The organism is Anaerovibrio sp. (assembly GCF_051866355.1).
Classification (GTDB): domain Bacteria; phylum Bacillota; class Negativicutes; order Selenomonadales; family Selenomonadaceae; genus Anaerovibrio.
The window spans coordinates 1-14,798 of the sequence record NZ_JBJDWZ010000084.1; the positions used below are offsets into that span (position 1 = coordinate 1).

The following is a 14,798-nucleotide window of genomic DNA, read 5'->3' on the forward strand; positions in this document are numbered from 1 at the left end:
ATAGGTGTACATTGAATACAAACAAGATTATATTGACAGTTGTAAACATGTAAACTATAATAGTTTCATTAGCGTACAGCGGCTGAAAAGTATCTGAAATGTATGAAAACATGAAAAGGTATACTTTTCCACTGAAAATGACTAATAATAGGAGGAATGAATATGTTTTTTAGCAAGAAACTTCGTCTGGCAAGTGCAGTTTTGGGGGTTGCCATGCTGGGTACTGTGTTTGCCGGCTGCGGCGGTGACAGTGGTTCCAGTGATGACATCAAGGTCGGCGCCAACATTGAGATGACCGGCAACCAGGCAAACTACGGCAAGGCAGGTCTTGAAGGCCTGAAGCTGGCCATCAAGGAAGCAAACGAGGCTGGCGGCATCAACGGCAAGAAGATTACGCTGGTGGAGGCTGATACCAAGTCCGAGGCTGCCGAGGCAGTAAATGCGGCAACCAAGCTGATTTCCGATGACAAGGTAAAGGTTATCGTTGGCCCTGCTGTAACTGCCAATGTTATTGCAGAGTCCCAGGTGGCTACCGACAACAAGGTTCCTGTAATCGGCTTTGCAGCTACCAACCCTGATGTAACCGTTGAGAACGGCCAGGTTAAGCCGTTCATCTTCCGCAGCTGCTTCATTGACCCGCAGCAGGGTACTGTAATGGCCCAGTTTGCTGATCAGGAGCTGAAGGCAAAGACTGCAGTTCTGTACATCGACTCCAGCTCTGATTATTCCAAGAGCCTGGGCAAGGTGTTCAAGGAGACCTTCGAGGCTGCCGGCGGCAAGGTAGTAATGGAGGAGGCCTTCCTGGCTAAGGATCAGGACTTCAAGGCTGCCCTCACCAAGATTAAGAGCGCTAACGCAGATGTAATCTTTGTTCCTGCTTATTATGAGGAAGTGGGCAAGATTGTAAAGCAGGCCCGTGAGATTGGCATTACCGGTGCTATTCTGGGTACTGACGGCTGGGATGATCCAAAGGTTGCTGATATCGCAGGTGCTTCCGCCCTGAACAACACCTACTTCTCTACCCATTATTTCGCAGAGGATCCGGGTGCCAAGAGCTTTATTGATGCCTTCAACAAGGAGTACGGCCATGCACCTAACGTATTCGCCGCTCTGGGCTACGATGCAGGCAAGCTGCTGGTAGACGCCCTGAAGCGTGCAGGCAGTGATGAGCCTGAGGCTATCCGCAAGGCTATTGAGGAAACCAAGGATCTGCAGGTTGCTACTGCCAAGATTACCATGGACCCTGCAACCCATAATCCGATTAAGGACGCTATCATCATTCAGAATGTTGACGGCAAGTATGTGTTCAAGGGCAGAATCGCTCCAAGCAAATAAGCAGCAGGCAGACAGCAGGCGGGCAACGGACAGGACCGGCATTCCTGCCGGGGAGGCTGACCGGCCGTGCTGACGGTGCTGTGCATAGGCTATAGGCTTTGAAATGTGAGAGGTCACAGGAGGCGGCTGTTTCCGTATGATGCGGAGCCGCCTTCAGTGTGGCCTCTTTTCTCAATTTTGGAGAGCTGTTCACTTTATATTTTTTAAATTAATTTGATTGTTTATATTCGCGGAGGAATTTTTTATGGAATTTTCCCATCAGTTTGTCCAACAGCTGATAAATGGTGTCTCCCTGGGCAGCATTTATGCACTGATAGCGTTGGGCTATACTATGATTTATGGCATTATCAAGCTGATAAACTTCGCCCATGGCGATATTTACATGGTTGGTGCCTATATCGGCTTTTTTGCCGTGACGAGGGCGGGGCTGTCCATTGTGCCGGCGCTTTTGATTTCCATGGTGGTAACGGGCATGCTGGGCATGCTGGTTGAGCGGCTGGCCTACAAGCCGTTGCGTCATGCGCCACGTATTTCGGTGCTGATTACGGCCATCGGCGTGTCCTTCTTTCTTGAGTACGCCACCATGTATTTTGTTACCCCGACGCCGAGGACCTTCCCGGAGGTTATGCCCAGCATTGCCTTCAACGTGGGGCCTTTTATCATCAACGGCCAGCAGATGCTGATTATGGGCATTACTTTGGTGCTGATGCTGATTCTGACCTATATTGTCCAGAAGACCAAGCTGGGCAAGGCCATGCGGGCCGCTTCCTTTGACGTGGAAACGGCACAGCTCATGGGCATCAATGCGGACAGGGTTATTTCCTTTACCTTCTGCATCGGTTCCGCCCTGGCGGCCGCGGCCGGCGTGCTGGTAGGCGTGTACTACAACTCCATTGACCCGCTGATGGGCATTATGCCGGGCCTGAAGGCCTTTGTGGCGGCGGTGCTGGGCGGCATCGGTATCCTGCCGGGAGCCGTGGCCGGTGGCATTATTCTGGGCGTGATTGAGGCGCTGGTGTCCGGATTTATTTCCTCCACCTTCCGTGATGCGGCGGCCTTTGCGATTTTGATTCTGGTACTGCTGTTCAAGCCGTCCGGCCTGTTTGGCAAGAATACCCGTGAGAAAGTGTAGGTGACAGGATATGAACTTAATGCGCAAAAATGATTTGATTATGCTGGGCCTGTCACTGGTGTTGTTTGCTGTACTGCAGGCCCTGATTACTACCCGCGTTCTCAGCTCCTTCTGGGAACTGAACCTGATTGTTATCGGCATCAATGTGATTATGGCGGCCAGCCTGAACCTGATTAATGGCTATACGGGGCAGTTTTCCCTGGGGCATGCGGGCTTTATGGCGGTAGGCGCCTATACGGGCGTGGTGATGACCTCCTACTTACACATGCCGTTTATCGTGGCATTGCTGGCAGGTGCTGTGCTGGCAGGCATTCTTGGTTTTCTCATCGGCCTGCCTACCCTGCGCCTCAGAGGTGATTATCTGGCGATTGCCACATTGGGACTGGGCGAGATCATCCGCATCGTGATTATGAACATGGATTATGTGGGCGGTGCCGCAGGCTTCAAGGGAATTATCCACCATACCAATTTTGCCTGGGTATTTATGGTAATGCTCTTCACCCTGTTCTTTATCAAGAATTTTGTCAATTCCTCCCACGGCCGTGCCTGCATTGCCATCCGCGAGAATGAGATTGCGGCGGAGGCCATGGGCATCAATACCACCAAGTACAAGGTAATGGCTTTTACCATCGGTGCGGCCTTTGCCGGTGTGGCAGGCGGCCTCTTTGCCCACAACTTCTATATCATCAATCCTGGCTCCTTTACGTTCCTGGCTTCCTTCAACTATCTGATTATGGTGGTTATGGGCGGCCTGGGCTCCATTACCGGTTCCATTGCCGGTGCTTTTGTGGTGACCTTTCTTTCGGCGGCTCTGGCGGCGTGGCCTGAGTTCCGCATGATTATTTATGCTCTGGCCCTGATTTTGCTGATGTTCTATCGTCCGCAGGGGCTGTTTGGCTACATGGAGGTTACCAGCATGGGCATCCTCCGCCGGATTTTCAAAAGGGGGCGTGAATAATGAGTGAGGCGCTTTTGAAGGCCGAAAATGTCTCCATTGTGTTTGGCGGCTTGAAGGCTGTTTCTGATTTTGATTTTTATATTAATAAAGGCGAGCTGGTGGGGCTGATTGGCCCTAATGGTGCCGGAAAGACCACGGCTTTCAACCTGATTACCGGCGTTTACCAGCCTACCACCGGCAGTATCGAGTTTAACGGCAAGAGCATTGTGGGCAGGAAGCCTTATGAGATTACCCAGCGGGGCGTGGCGCGTACCTTCCAGAATATCCGCCTGTTTTCCGAGCTGAGCGTGCTGGACAACGTAAAGATTGCCTTTCATTCCCATGTGAAGTACGGACTGGCGGAGTCTGTTTTCCGCGTGGGCAGGTATTTTGGCGAGGAAAAGCAGATTGAGGAGGACAGCTTGAAGCTCCTGAAAATCTTCAAGCTGGACGGCAAGGCGGACGAGCAGGCGAAGAACCTGCCTTATGGCGCCCAGCGCCGTCTGGAGATTGCCCGTGCCCTGGCGGCAAAGCCGAAGCTTTTGCTGCTGGATGAGCCGGCGGCCGGCATGAATCCGCAGGAAACCAAGGAGCTGATGGAGATGATCAGCTGGATACGGAAGGAATTCGGCCTGACGGTGCTTTTGATTGAGCATGATATGAGCCTGGTCATGGGCATCTGCGAGCGTATCTACGTGCTGGAGTACGGCATGATTATCGCCACCGGCACGCCGCAGGAAATTCAGCGCAATCCTGAGGTTATCAGGGCGTATTTGGGCGGGGAGGCTTGATGGAAAATGGGAACTATGCTGAAAATTAATGACATCAATGTCTTTTATGGTGCAATTCACGCCATCAAGGGCGCTTCCCTGGAGGTCAACGAGGGGGAAATCGTTACCCTGATTGGCGCCAACGGTGCCGGAAAATCCACCATCCTGCGCACGATTTCCGGGCTTCTGAAGCCGAAGGGCGGCAGTATTGAGTTCGAGGGCAGTGATATTGCCGGCATGCCTGCCCATGAGATAGTGAAATGCGGCATTTCTCAGGTGCCGGAGGGGCGGCGGATTTTTGCCGAGATGACCGTGCTGGAAAATCTTGAGCTGGGAGCCTTCACCCGCAAGGATAAGGACGGCATCAAGGATGATATGGAGATGGTGTTCACCCGTTTTCCGCGGTTGAAGGAGCGCATCAGCCAGCTGGCAGGCACCCTGTCCGGCGGTGAACAGCAGATGCTGGCCATGGGGCGTGCCCTGATGAGCCGTCCGCGGCTGCTGCTTCTGGATGAGCCGTCCATGGGTCTGGCGCCGCTTCTTATCCGGGAGATTTTTGCCATCATTCAGGACATCAACAAGGCGGGCACTACGGTGCTTCTGGTAGAGCAGAACGCCAACATGGCCCTGTCCATCGCCCATCGGGCCTATGTGCTGGAAACCGGCCGCATCACCCTCAGCGGCGATGCGAAGGAGCTGGCGGCCAGCGAGGATGTCAGGAAGGCTTACCTGGGCGGCTGATGGGCTGACGGGCTTTAGGAGCCGGGCAAGGCTGCGCTGTCTTTGCAATATGTCATAAAAAATTCCCTGAAAACAGCTTTTTGTCTGTTTTTCAGGGAATTTTTTTCTTGCTGTGCTATTGTAGCCGTATAGATACAATCACCCGATTTTGGCAACATGGACAATGTTATAGCCCTTTTCCTCAATCTTGGCGGTGATTTCATCCACGTTGTCGGCATCCACCCGGATGACGATTTCAAAGTGGCCTGCCAGGGCGGCCTGACGGCAGGTTACCATGCTGTCGATGTTGAAGCCTGCATCGGCGATAATGCCGGCCAGCTCCTTGACAACGCCGATTTTGTCAACCACGTCAAGGGTGATGCGGGTCTTGCCGTCAGCCAGCCCCATAACGTCTACAAAGGTCTTGAAGACATCGGTTTCCGTGATGATGCCCACCACGGCCCCCATGCTGCTGACCACCGGCAGGCCGCTGAGCTTTTCATTGTACATCACCAGGGCGGCTTCCTCGATGGTGGCCGTGTCCGGCAGGGAAACGACGTCCTTTGCCATGATTTCGGCAACGGTAATCTTGTCCAGGAGGCTCATAATCTCGAACTTGGACAGGGTGGTGGCAGGTGACGGGGCAACCCGCATGATGTCCCGGTCGCTGATGATGCCCACCAGACTGCCGTTTTCCACTACGGGCAGGCGGCGGATATTTCTCCTTTTCATCAGCTTGGCGGCTTCATTGACAGGGGTGGATGGCTCCACGGTAATCGGATTTTTGGTCATGCGGCTGGCAACAAACATATATATCATCCTTTCCATAACATGCTTTGTCGATTCTGCTTTACATAATAATTCGCCAAAAGAAGAAAAATTCCTGCAATGGGGAATAAATATGGAAGAAATTGAAGTAAAAATCTTATTGTGGTACAATAGATAGTAAATAGACGGCAATGTAAAGTGTTTGCGCCCAATAGCCGTATTCCCTTTACAAGTTTATTTTTATCATATATAATACGCATGGAATGAGAAAAGAATAATATACCACATTTATAATAATATACAAATAATGTATGAGTTGTGACGGGTATCAGGGCCTGAGAGAAGAAATCAGGACACTTGTATTTGTGAGGCTGTGGTGCCGGTCATGGGAGCGCGAACTGCGCGAAAGGAGAGTATATAGTTATGTTAAAGAAGACTAAAATCGTATGTACAATGGGACCTGCTACTGAAAAACCGGGATTGGTTGAAGAATTGATTAAGAATGGCATGAACTGTGCCCGTTTTAATTTCTCTCATGGCGATCATGCGGAGCATGCCGGACGCATCAAGATGGTTCGCGATGCGGCACGCCACACTGACAGCCTTGTAGCTCTGCTGCTGGACACCAAGGGGCCTGAGATGCGCCTTGGTGCGTTCAAGGATGGCAAGGTACAGCTGACCAAGGGCGAGGAGTTTGTCCTGACCTACGCAGATACCCCGGGTGATGAGCATCATGCTCCTATCAGCCACAAGGATCTGTACAAGGAGGTAAAGCCGGGCAACACCATCCTGCTGTCCGATGGCCTGGTTGGCCTGACCGTAAAGGAAATCAAGGGCAAGGATATCGTGACCGAAATCATGAACAGCGGCCCTATGAGCACCAAGAAGCGCGTAGCCGCTCCGGGTGTGGCAGTAAGCCTGCCGCCTATCTCCGAGCAGGATGAGAAGGATATTATCTTCGGCATTGAGAATGATATGGACTACGTGGCTGCCTCCTTTGTTCAGCGTGCCAGCGATGTAAAGGAAATCAGGAAGCTCATCAAGAAGCACAAGGGCAGCATGGATATTATTGCCAAGATTGAGAACCTCGAGGGTGTCAAGAACATCGATGCCATCATCGAGGCGGCTGACGGCATCATGGTGGCCCGCGGCGATCTGGGCGTGGAGATTCCGGCCGAGGATGTGCCTTTCCTGCAGAAGGAGATTATCGGCAAGTGCAACAGGGCCGGCAAGCTGGTTATCGTTGCCACCCAGATGCTGGAGTCCATGACCAACAATCCTCGTCCTACCCGTGCCGAGGTTTCCGACGTGGCCAATGCGGTATTTGACGGCACTGATGCCATCATGCTCAGCGGTGAGACTGCCAGCGGCGATTATCCGGTGGAGGCCGTGCAGACCATGAGCAAGATTGCCATGAAGACAGAAAGCACCATCCACTACGAGAAGCGTTTTGCCCACACCGGCGTGGAGGAGCAGAAGCACATTACCGATGCTATCGCCCATTCCAGCGTACAGCTTTCCTATGAGCTGGGAGCAAAGGCGATTCTGACCCCGACCCACTCCGGCTATACCGCCAAGGCGGTATCCAAGTACCGTCCGCTGGCAGATATTGTGGCTTATGCCCGCACTGCCAAGGTTGCCCGCCAGCTGAACCTGTACTGGGGCGTACAGCTCATCAACGGCCGTATCTGGGATGACGAGATTGACAGTGCCGGTGCTACCGTGGCCGCCGCTCTCCGCGAGGGTTATGTGGAGGTTGGCGATACCACCGTTATTACCTCCGGCATTTCCTCCGGTGAGGCCGGCTTCAAGAGCAAGGGCAATAATACCACCAAAATCCAGATTGCCATTGTGGACTAACTTTGCTTGAAAAATATTCTGCTTTATGCTATGATAGTGGAAGTTTTTGATAGGTAGGAGGTTGCCCGTAGATGCTTACGGTTTTGATGGTTCTGGATGCCATTATCGGCCTGATGCTGATTGGCTCCGTAGTAATGCAGACGCCGAAGTCTGCCGGCATGGGCATGGGCGGCGGCAGTGATACTGTTTTCAGCAGCAGCGCCCGCGGCATGGATGCCCTTCTGGCAAGGGTTACGGTTGTTCTGGCGGTTTTGTTTGGCGTGCTTACCCTGTTTATTGCCAAGCTGACCAGCTTCTGATTTTGCACTACATAAAAAGCAAGGACTGGGCGTTCTCAATATAAAAATTGAGAACGCCTATTTTTTGTGGTAGAATAAGTTTAACAGATGAAGTTAGAAGAGGTGAGAGAATGATTCTGCGTGGAGGAGAGCCGTTTTTTTATGGCAGTGGCAGTCATGGCGTATTGCTGGTGCATGGTTTTACCAGCGTGCCGTCAGAAATGCTGCTTTTGGGCTGTCATCTGCATGATCTGGGGTATACGGTTCTGGGGGTGCGTCTGGCAGGACATGGCACGACACCGAAGGATCTGGCGCGCATGAGCCGGGAGGACTGGTATGATTCCGTATGTGACGGCTATGCGCTTCTGGATAGCTGCTGTGAGAGGGTTTCCGTGGTCGGCCAGTCCATGGGAGGGCTTTTGAGCCTGCGTCTGGCGGCCAATGTGCCCGTGCACAGTGTGGCGGCACTGGCAACGCCGATTTTTATTCATGAGGACAAAATGCTGTATCGCCTGCCGCCGCGGGAAAAATGTGCCGGGCGGTTTCAGCCCAAGAGGCGCCGCCAGCTGGTAGACGTGCCGGAGGAGTGCAATGTCTCCTACCTTGAGATGCCGCTGGTGTCAGTGCATGAGGTACTGGATTTGATTGATGTGGTCAAGAAGGAACTGCCCCGCATCAAGGCACCGCTTTTGGTGATGCAGAGCTACAACGATCACACGGTGCGCTACAGGAGTGCCAACTATATTTATCGACGTGCGGGCAGTGTGGAAAAGGAGCTGCACTGGCTGGACAGGTCCGGGCATCTGCTGACGCTGGACTGCCAGCGTGACGAGGTATTCCGGAAGGTGGCCGGTTTTTTAGAGAAGAATTAAGAGGGACAAGGTGTTGATACATCCAGTCAGATGGGAGTGATGGCTTATGAAACAGCAGAGAAAAGCAGTGCGCACGCGCAAAAGGAATCTGGGCCGGGCAGGCAGGAGCAGATCGGACAGGCAGAAGGCCGGGCAGGCTCTGCCGCCGCGGGATGCGCGCTATGCTGCCCTGAAGTATACGGATGAGATAATAAAGGGAAAGATTTCCATCAACAGCCGCGGCTTTGGCTTTGTGACGCCGGAAGGTATGCAGAAAAATCAGGCGGATATCTTTATCTCCAAGGACGAGCTGCACACGGCCATGAATGGCGACGTGGTGCAGGTTCAGCTGGCGCAGGCGATTGCCGGGGCCGCTGCTGACGGCCATGCGCGGGAAGGCAGGGTCACGGAGGTGCTGGAGCGGGCCAACAGCAGGATTGTGGGCATCTACTCTGCCAGCCGCCGTTTTGGCTTCGTGGCTCCCGATGATACAAGGCTGAAGGCGGACATCTACATTCCGGAGGGACAGGCCATGGACGCAGTCACCGGCTCCAAAGTTGTGGCAGAGGTGACCAGCTGGCCGGATGGCAAGCAGAAGGCGGAAGGCAGGATTATCGAGGTCATCGGCCAGAAGGGCGAGCCGGGGGTGGATATTCTGTCCATCATGCGGCAGTATGACTTGTCCGAAGGCTTTCCGGAGGAGGTGCAGGCCGCGGCCGATGCCGTGGAGCAGACTATCAACGCGGAGGAGCATCTTGGGCAGAATGGACGTGAGGACAGGCGCCATCTGAAAATCGTAACCATTGATGGTGAGGATGCCAAGGATCTGGATGATGGCGTGTACGTAGAGAAAAGGCCTGACGGCAGCTTCTTTCTGGGGGTATATATTGCCGATGTCAGCTGGTATGTCCGTGAGCAGGAGCCGCTGGATGTGGAGGCCGAGGCAAGGGGCACCAGCGTTTATCTGGTGGACAGGGTTGTGCCTATGCTGCCAAAGGCGCTGTCCAACGGCATCTGCAGTTTGAACGCCGGCGTTGACCGGCTGTCCATGGCCTGCGAAATGAGCATAAGCGCCGAGGGCAAGGTGACGGACTACAGGATTCTGCCTGTGGTAATCCATGTTTACCGCCGCCTGACCTACACGCTGGTCAATAAAATCCTCGTGGAGAACGACAAGGAATTCACCCGTGACAACGAGGATATTGTGCCGTTCCTGCGCGATTTGCAGGAGGTCAGGAACGCCATGTACAGATACCGCCACCGCCGGGGAGCCATCAATTTTGAGATTCCTGAGATTAAGGTGAAGCTGGACGAGGATGGCAGGGCCGTGGGGCTGAAAAAGCGCGTGGGCAACCTGGGGGAATCCATCATCGAGCAGTGCATGCTGGCCGCCAATGAAACTGTGGCGGAGCACATGTGCCGCCGCAAGCAGCCATTTGTCTACCGCGTCCATGAGGAACCGGAGGAAAGCAAGGTCACGGCCCTGAACGGGCTTCTGAACACCTTCGGCCTGCATCTCAAGACCGCCTCTGACGGAAGCATCAAGCCGAAGGATTTGCAGGTGACACTGGAGAAGATTGCCGGGGGCCCGGCGGAAAAAATCGTCAGCACGGTTGCCCTGCGCTCCATGCAGCAGGCGCGGTATGCGGCGGAAAATCTGGGTCATTTCGGTCTGGCGGCGCAGTATTACACCCATTTTACCTCGCCAATCCGCCGCTATCCTGACCTGATGGTGCACCGCCTCCTGCGGGAGTCCTTTGCAACAGGCTCCATTCCGAAGGAAAAGCGGGAAAAGATTATTGAAAAGCTGGCAGAGAGGGCGGAGCATGCCTCCCAGCGGGAGCGCGTGGCTGTCAACGCGGAGCGGGACACTACCGACTTGAAGAAGGTAGAATACATGCAGCAGTTTGTGGGTGATACCTTTGAGGGAATCATCAGCAGTGTGACCAGCTTCGGCTTCTTTGTGGAGCTGGATAACGGCGTGGAGGGGCTGGTGCACATGACCACCCTGAAAGATGATTATTACGACTATATCGAGAGCCAGTATGCTTTGGTGGGAACCCATCACAAGCGGCGCTATCAGCTGGGGGACACGGTGGAGATACTGCTGGCCCGCGCCGATGTGGAGGCCCGTTCCCTTGATTTTCTGGTGAAGGATAACTGCGACCCGCGGGCACTGCAGATGCAGGACAGCGCGGACAGGGCTGAAAGCGGCAGCGCGGCAAAGGCCAAAGGCCGCACCGGCAGGAAAGGGCGCGTCAGCGGCAAGGAGAGCAAAAAGGCGAAGCAGGCCCGTTCAGGCCGTGAGGACACCCGCAAGGCCGCCGAGCGTACCGGGCGGAAGAAAAATAAAAAGGACAAGCACAGCAAGCGCAAGGGGAAAAGAAGGTCAGGCAGTGATGTTATCGCCAGCTTCGATCCCCTGACAATCTGATGCTGCCGGACGAAGCTTTATTGACCGTCAAGCAACTGGTAAATGACTACTGAACTAGTATCGAATGAGGATTAGAAGACCATTAGGAGATAGACATGGGACGTAAAAACGCCGCTGTCAAGATTGCCTGCGAAAACCGCAAGGCGCGTCACGACTATTTTATACATGAGACCTTTGAAGCAGGTCTTGTACTGCAGGGAACCGAGGTAAAGTCCCTGCGTGATGGCCGTGCCAATCTCAAGGACAGCTATGGTGAAATCAAAAACGGTGAGATATTCATTCAGAATATGCACATCAGCCCCTATGAGCAGGGAAACATCTTCAACCATGAGGCCATCAGGCCGAGGAAACTGCTGATGCACAAGGCCGAGATTGTGAAGCTGTTCAGCAAGACGAGGGAGAAGGGCTTTACCCTGATACCGCTGAAGGTGTATTTCAAGAAGGGCAGGGCAAAGCTGGAGCTGGCCCTGGCCAGCGGCAAGCACAACTACGACAAGCGCCGCGACCTGCAGGAACGTGCTGTCAAGCGGGATGTGGCACGGGAGCTCAGGGACAGGCAGAAGGGCTGATGGCCGCCTGCAGGGTATTTGCCAAAGTAAATGGTACTGAAACTTTTTTCTCAATTTTTTTGAGAATTTAGCAGGAATTTGATGAAATCTATTGAATATTAACAGTGTATAAATTATCATGAAAGTACAATGTAGGCACAGTAATTTGGAGGTTGTATAAATGTTGAAAAATATTGCTATTCTTACCAGTGGTAACGACTGTCCCGGCATGAACGCCGCTATCCGTGCCGTTGTCCGCACCGCCCGCCATGACGGTGTGCGCATCTGGGGCGTGCGCAACGGCTACAAGGGTCTTTTGAAGGATCAGATTGAGGAGCTTAGTACCCGCAGCGTAGGCGATATGATTCAGCGGGGCGGTACCTTCCTGGGAACGGCGCGCTGTCCTGAGTTCATGGATCCGGAGAACCGCAAGGCTGCTCTGGAAAATCTTCAGAAGCGCGGCATCGAGGGCTTGATTGTTATCGGCGGTGCAGGTTCCCTGGCCGGTGCCTGGGAGCTTTCCAAGCTGGGCATGAATGTGGTAGGTATTCCGGGGACCATTGAGAACGATGTGTGGGGCACTGACTATACCATCGGCTCCGATACGGCGGCCAATACTGTTGTGGATGCCATCAACAAGCTGCGCGACACCGCCTGCGCCCATCGCCGCATTATTCTCATCGAGGTAATGGGCAAGACCTCCGGCTGGCTGGCTATGACCACCGGTATCGCCGGTGGTGCGGAATACGTGCTGGCTCCGGAGGCGAAGTTCAATCTTGACCGCATGTGCGCAGAAATCCGCGAGGCCTATGAGGCAGGCAAGCGTTACAGCATTATTGTTGTATCCGAGGGTGCCGCTTCCGCTGTGGAGCTGGGCAAGCAGGTGGGAGAAAAGACGGCGATTGATACCCGCGTGACCGTTCTCGGCCATATTCAGCGCGGCGGTTCTCCTACCGTGCAGGATCGCATCAATGCCAGCCTGCTGGGCGAGAAGGCCACACTGGGGCTTTTGAACGGCGAAAACGGCATCATGTACGGCCTTGATACCGGCACGGTTGTAGAGATTCCTCTGGAGGAGGCTGCCACCAATACCAAGACACTGGATCCTGAGTTCATCAGGCTGTCCAAGGTGTTGGCATAATTTTATATGCTTTTGTAAAAAAAGAATAGGCGTATGCATGTTGTGTCATACGCCTATTTTTGAAAGCATTGGCAATTTTTGGAATATTATTGATTTATTAACGCAGTGGGCATAGAACAAGTAGACCTCGCTCCGAAAATGCTCTGTAGATGTGGGGGATAAAAGATGCAGAACGTATTTTCGGGGGGGGGTAGTTTGCTTTTTAGATAAACATATTCAATAAAGGGGTAGTGATTTTATGGATAACATCAAGGTGAGCTATAAAATCCTGATTATGGTTATTATAGCTGCGGTGGGCATGGCCGTCGTCGGAGTACGCGGAGCCATGTCGATTCAGAATGCCAATGAGCAGATGGCGAAAATGTATGCGGATGATATGCATTCTGTCGAGCTTTTGGGGCAGGCCTGTGAGAAGATGCGTACTATACAGGTGCGCTCCATGCAGGTGATTGCCGATACTTCACGTTTGGAAGAGCTTTCCAAGAGCCAGGCCAAGGACATCAGTGCCATGGAGGAGATTCTTCAGGAATATGTTCCTCTGACGGCGGGAGATGATGACTATGCCCAGGTACAGGAGATGATGGGGTACTGGGACAGCTTCAAAAAATCCATGCCGGCGGTGATGGCGGCGGTGAAGTCCGGCGGCTCCGAGGCGGGGCTTGCCGAATACAACAGGGCGGCCAGACAGGATACGGTGAAGCTCAGGGACGCTCTGGTGAATCTGAGCAAGACTACGCGGGAGGCGGCCTTTGAGGCGAATCAGCAGAATGCCGCTGACGGTGAGAGCGCTATCATGCTGATGGTGATTACCACCGTGGTGTGCATGGTGATTCTGCTGGGCTTCAGCTATAAGCTGACCAATGCCATTAAGGAGCCTCTGGGAATTATGCTGCATATCTGTGAGAAGCTGAGCCAGGGCAATTTCATGGTAAAGACGGCTCCATCCACCCGTGGCGATGAGTTTGGCGATGTACATCGGGGGCTGTATGACATGACGCTGGCGGTCAGCAAGCTGCTGAAGGACTTTTCCCGTACCACGGAGCAGATTGCGGCGGCTTCCCAGCAGCTAAATTCCAGCTCCATGGAGTCTGCCAATGCGGCCACATCTGTAGCCCAGTCCGTAGCGGATGCGGCTGCGGTTGTGATTCAGCAGCAGGGAGCCGTGGAGGATGGTACCAGGCGGGTGGCCGCCATCACGGAATCCGTGGATGGCATCAGCCGCGAGGCCGGGGAAGTTTCGGCCGATGCAGGGCAGGCCGCGGAAAAGGCGGCTTCCGGCAACAGCGTGGTCGGGGCATCCGTCAGCCAGATTCAGAGTGTGGAAGAAACGGTTCGCACTACCGCCGAACTGGTTGATAAGCTGGGTGAGCGTTCCCAGGAGATTGGCGCCATTGTGGATACGATTTCGGATCTGGCAGGGCAGACGAACCTGCTGGCGCTGAATGCGGCCATTGAGGCTGCCCGTGCCGGTGAGCAGGGCAGGGGCTTTGCCGTGGTAGCAGAAGAGGTAAGAAAGCTGGCCGAGCAGTCCGGTACGGCTGCCCAGCAGATTGCGGAGCTTATCGGCAGGATACAGGAGGATACCAGCAAGGCTGTCGCCTCCATGAATTCCGGCCGCGAGGCTGTGGCTCAGGGCGCCGCGTCCGTAGAGGGACTGCGCCATGTATTTGAGGAAATCAATGTGCTGGTAGTGCAGGTATCTGACAGGATTAAGCACATGTCGGAATCGGTGGCGCAGGTGGCAGGCCAGGCCGAAGGCATCACAGGGCAGATGGTCGAAATTGACAGCGGTGCCAAGCATGTGTCTGACAATATGCAGTCCATTTCGGCGGCGACCGAGCAGCAGTCCGCCTCTGCCGAGGAAATTGCTTCTGCCAGCGATGCGCTGGCCCGCCAGGCTCAGGAAGTGCAGGAGAGCCTGCAGAAATTCAAATTCTGAAATTTCAGCTTATTCGTAAAGCCGTACATAGCACTGCGGTAACATACAACAAGTAGCATTTTATTATTTTGTTGTATCTGTTCAG

The 14,798-nt window shown here is 53.9% G+C and carries 13 protein-coding genes; 12 read left to right on the forward strand and 1 reads right to left on the reverse strand.

Going from position 1 to position 14,798, the window contains the following annotated elements; translation table 11 throughout:
• Window positions 1-162: 162 nt before the first annotated feature.
• The 5 genes from ACI3UA_RS04715 (at window position 163) to ACI3UA_RS04735 (ending at window position 4,915) form a co-directional block, all read left to right on the forward strand.
• Entirely contained in the window at window positions 163-1,335 is a 1,173-nt protein-coding gene (locus tag ACI3UA_RS04715) for an ABC transporter substrate-binding protein (protein ID WP_439723676.1), read from the forward strand.
• A gap of 244 nt (window positions 1,336-1,579) precedes the next feature.
• A complete protein-coding gene (locus ACI3UA_RS04720) occupies window positions 1,580-2,467 on the forward strand; it encodes a branched-chain amino acid ABC transporter permease (protein WP_439723677.1) in 888 nt (295 codons plus the stop codon).
• A gap of 10 nt (window positions 2,468-2,477) precedes the next feature.
• On the forward strand, window positions 2,478-3,425 hold the full coding sequence (locus tag ACI3UA_RS04725; protein WP_439723678.1) for a branched-chain amino acid ABC transporter permease: 948 nt from the start codon (window positions 2,478-2,480) through the stop codon (window positions 3,423-3,425).
• Window positions 3,425-4,195 carry an ABC transporter ATP-binding protein gene (locus ACI3UA_RS04730; RefSeq protein WP_439723679.1) on the forward strand — a complete coding sequence of 257 codons (771 nt, stop codon included), beginning with the start codon at window positions 3,425-3,427 and terminating at the stop codon, window positions 4,193-4,195. The genes ACI3UA_RS04725 and ACI3UA_RS04730 overlap by 1 nt, the downstream gene beginning before the upstream one ends.
• A 15-nt stretch (window positions 4,196-4,210) precedes the next feature.
• Entirely contained in the window at window positions 4,211-4,915 is a 705-nt protein-coding gene (locus tag ACI3UA_RS04735; RefSeq protein WP_439723688.1) for an ABC transporter ATP-binding protein, read from the forward strand.
• 138 nt (window positions 4,916-5,053) lie between these two features.
• Here the strand turns inward: ACI3UA_RS04735 and ACI3UA_RS04740 are convergent, their stop codons facing one another.
• The gene (locus tag ACI3UA_RS04740) at window positions 5,054-5,704 is read right to left on the reverse strand and encodes a CBS domain-containing protein (protein ID WP_439723680.1); all 651 of its coding nucleotides are present in this window, start codon (window positions 5,702-5,704) and stop codon (window positions 5,054-5,056) included.
• Window positions 5,705-6,085: 381 nt separating this feature from the next.
• Between ACI3UA_RS04740 and pyk the strand changes: the two genes are divergently transcribed.
• From pyk to ACI3UA_RS04775, 7 genes are all read left to right on the forward strand, one after another.
• Entirely contained in the window at window positions 6,086-7,522 is a 1,437-nt protein-coding gene (gene pyk, locus ACI3UA_RS04745; RefSeq protein ID WP_439723681.1) for a pyruvate kinase, read from the forward strand.
• A gap of 71 nt (window positions 7,523-7,593) precedes the next feature.
• Complete coding sequence (gene secG / locus ACI3UA_RS04750; protein ID WP_439723682.1) at window positions 7,594-7,821, forward strand: preprotein translocase subunit SecG; 228 nt, start codon at window positions 7,594-7,596, stop codon at window positions 7,819-7,821.
• A 110-nt stretch (window positions 7,822-7,931) separates the two neighbouring features.
• Window positions 7,932-8,672, forward strand: coding sequence for an alpha/beta hydrolase (locus ACI3UA_RS04755; RefSeq protein WP_439723683.1), 741 nt, complete (start codon window positions 7,932-7,934; stop codon window positions 8,670-8,672).
• A gap of 46 nt (window positions 8,673-8,718) precedes the next feature.
• The gene (rnr, locus tag ACI3UA_RS04760; protein WP_439723684.1) at window positions 8,719-11,085 is read left to right on the forward strand and encodes a ribonuclease R; all 2,367 of its coding nucleotides are present in this window, start codon (window positions 8,719-8,721) and stop codon (window positions 11,083-11,085) included.
• Between the two features lie 95 nt (window positions 11,086-11,180).
• Window positions 11,181-11,654: an SsrA-binding protein SmpB gene (gene smpB / locus ACI3UA_RS04765; protein WP_439723685.1), complete on the forward strand. Its 474-nt coding sequence runs from the start codon at window positions 11,181-11,183 to the stop codon at window positions 11,652-11,654.
• 160 nt (window positions 11,655-11,814) lie between these two features.
• Complete coding sequence (gene pfkA / locus ACI3UA_RS04770) at window positions 11,815-12,774, forward strand: 6-phosphofructokinase (protein ID WP_439723686.1); 960 nt, start codon at window positions 11,815-11,817, stop codon at window positions 12,772-12,774.
• A 238-nt stretch (window positions 12,775-13,012) separates the two neighbouring features.
• Complete coding sequence (locus tag ACI3UA_RS04775; protein WP_439723687.1) at window positions 13,013-14,713, forward strand: methyl-accepting chemotaxis protein; 1,701 nt, start codon at window positions 13,013-13,015, stop codon at window positions 14,711-14,713.
• Window positions 14,714-14,798 lie beyond the last annotated feature (85 nt).